This is a genomic window from Thiomonas sp. 13-64-67 (assembly GCF_002282795.1).
Lineage (GTDB): Bacteria > Pseudomonadota > Gammaproteobacteria > Burkholderiales > Burkholderiaceae_C > Thiomonas > Thiomonas arsenitoxydans.
Genome location: NZ_NCKP01000127.1, coordinates 1 through 2079 on the forward strand (window position 1 = coordinate 1; position 2079 = coordinate 2079).

Genomic DNA, 2079 nt, shown 5'->3' on the forward strand with positions numbered 1-2079 from the left:
AACCTTCGGTCTGCCTGTTCTCATCGCGGTCTCTCCAGTTCCAAGATACCGCACTGGCATGCAAGACTAATGCCATTTAATAACGGGACAGGACACTAGAAAGCGGCGTGATTTACCTGCTGGTGATCTACGCCAAGGCGGTGCGCGGCAACATTCCCGCTCACATTCTCAAGGCCATTCAAGAGGAAGTCAGCCATGACCAAGCGTGAGAGCATGAGCGGCGAAGAACTGGGCTGCAAGCTGCTGGAGTCTGTCAAGCAAATGCGCGCCGGACAAGGCGCCGTCGTGTACTCGCCCGTAGCACAGGCGCGGGCGGCTTCTGGGCTTTCTCAGGCACGATTCGCCGCCCTCATGGGGGTGTCGGTGCGCACCCTGCAGGAGTGGGAACAGGGACGGCGCAAACCGTCAGGGGCGGCGCAGACCTTGCTGACGGTCGCCGCACGTCATCCCGAAGTGTTGCGTGAACTCGCTGTTGATTGATGGAAGCATTCCAGGTAGTCCGCCCACGCCTGCATCAACTGCCTGCGCTTGTCCAGCAGATCACCACGCCGGTAGGCCGCCTCGACCTGATTCTGGACGGTGTGCGCCAGCGCCATCTCGACGACCTCAGCGGGGAACGTGGTGTTCTCCGCTGCCCAATCCCTGAAGCTCGACCGGAACCCGTGCACCGTCAGGCCGGGTCGCATGCCGCGCAGGCGTTGAAGCATCGCCATGTTGCTGATCGTGGGCTTGCGTGCGCCCCAGAACACCGCATCGTTGCCGTCGTTGCGGGGCATGGTACCCAGCAGCGCCAGAGCCTGCCTGGACAGCGGCACGCGGTGTTCCACATGCGCCTTCATCCTTGAAGCTGGAATGACCCATAAGTCCCGCGCAAGGTCAATCTCGCTCCACTGGGCGCCGATGACCTCGCCGGTGCGGCAGGCTGTCAGGATCGTGAATTGCAAGGCCCATGCGCTCATGTTCGACCGGCGCTGCAGATCGGCCATGAACGCGGGCAAATCGGCACGCGGCATCGCAGGGTGATGCTCGACCCGTCGCCGCTTGCTGATCATCGGCAGCAGGGTATCCAGGTGCCCGCGCCAGGCCGCCGGGTTCTCACCCGTGCGCAAGCCGCGCGCCTTGGCAGCAGACAGCACGGCCTCGATGCGTTGACGCACCCGAGTTGCAGTCTCGGTCTTGGTGCGCCAAATCGGATTGAGCGCGGCCAGCACATCGTCAGTCGAGACATCGCCCACGGGCTTATCACCGAACACAGGGAACGCGTAGGTGCGCAGGCTGTTGATCCAATCATCGCCATGCTTTCCACCGTTCACGCCTTTCCAGCCGGCGCGCAGGGATTCGCAAAGCGCTTCGGCCACATCCCGGAAGCTCTCGATCCGCTTAGTAGGGACGGCGGTTTCATTCCGGCGACGGGAATTGAACGCTGGAAGTTCCTCGCCCCGCTTGACACGGGCGCGCAGGTCGGACACCTTAGCCACGGCGTCAGCAAGGGTCAGGTCGCCAAAGGCCCCCATGCTGTACTCGTGCGCCTTTCCGGCATCCGTATAGCGCCACGTCCACAGCGCCGAGCTGCCCCGTACTCGCAGGTACAGCGCAGGCCCCACACGATGCACTCCATCCACCTTCGACAGCCTGCGCACTTCCTGCGCCGTGAGCAATCCTTTTGCCATAAATCGAACTCCACCGTGTTGTCCATCGAACTCATTGTCCACAAATTCTGTCCACAAGAAAATTAGGACTGTGGGCGACAGTTTGAAACAACGTGACACATAAGAATCCGATAAGTCATTGATTTTTAAAACATCTGGCGGCGTTCAGCGACAGCATGAAACGTCAAAAATGTTCCCCCAGGCTCCACCATTAACACGTTTTCTACAGTTCGTAGAAGTCCAGAAGCCCTAGATCGTTGATTTATCTAGGGCTTCTTTCCGTCTGTAGCGGTGCGCTGAAGTTCGTCGACAGCCGGTGTTTTGGACGGTATGACCTGCCCCCTCGCGCCGTACCAACGTTAAGTCAGGAGTCCGGGTTGCAAGGTGAATTCACCTCGTTGGGGGTTGCGGGGTGAGCAGCATCGCCAGC

2 protein-coding genes are annotated in these 2079 nt (G+C 60.5%); one reads left to right on the plus strand and one right to left on the minus strand.

The features are described from left to right. Window positions 1-195: 195 nt before the first annotated feature. A complete protein-coding gene (locus B7X30_RS15510) occupies window positions 196-480 on the plus strand; it encodes a helix-turn-helix domain-containing protein (RefSeq protein ID WP_286731840.1) in 285 nt (94 codons plus the stop codon). Here the strand turns inward: B7X30_RS15510 and B7X30_RS15515 are convergent. Further along, window positions 444-1670 carry a tyrosine-type recombinase/integrase gene (locus B7X30_RS15515; RefSeq protein WP_286731842.1) on the minus strand — a complete coding sequence of 409 codons (1227 nt, stop codon included), beginning with the start codon at window positions 1668-1670 and terminating at the stop codon, window positions 444-446. The two genes, B7X30_RS15510 and B7X30_RS15515, sit on opposite strands and share 37 nt — an antisense overlap. Window positions 1671-2079 lie beyond the last annotated feature (409 nt).

What these genes read in the sequence shown, in the direction of transcription:
- B7X30_RS15515 (WP_286731842.1), bottom strand. Translation starts at nt 1,670, where the DNA reads ATGGCAAAAGGATTGCTCACGGCGCAGGAAGTGCGCAGGCTGTCGAAG.
- B7X30_RS15510 (WP_286731840.1), top strand. Translation starts at nt 196, where the DNA reads ATGACCAAGCGTGAGAGCATGAGCGGCGAAGAACTGGGCTGCAAGCTG.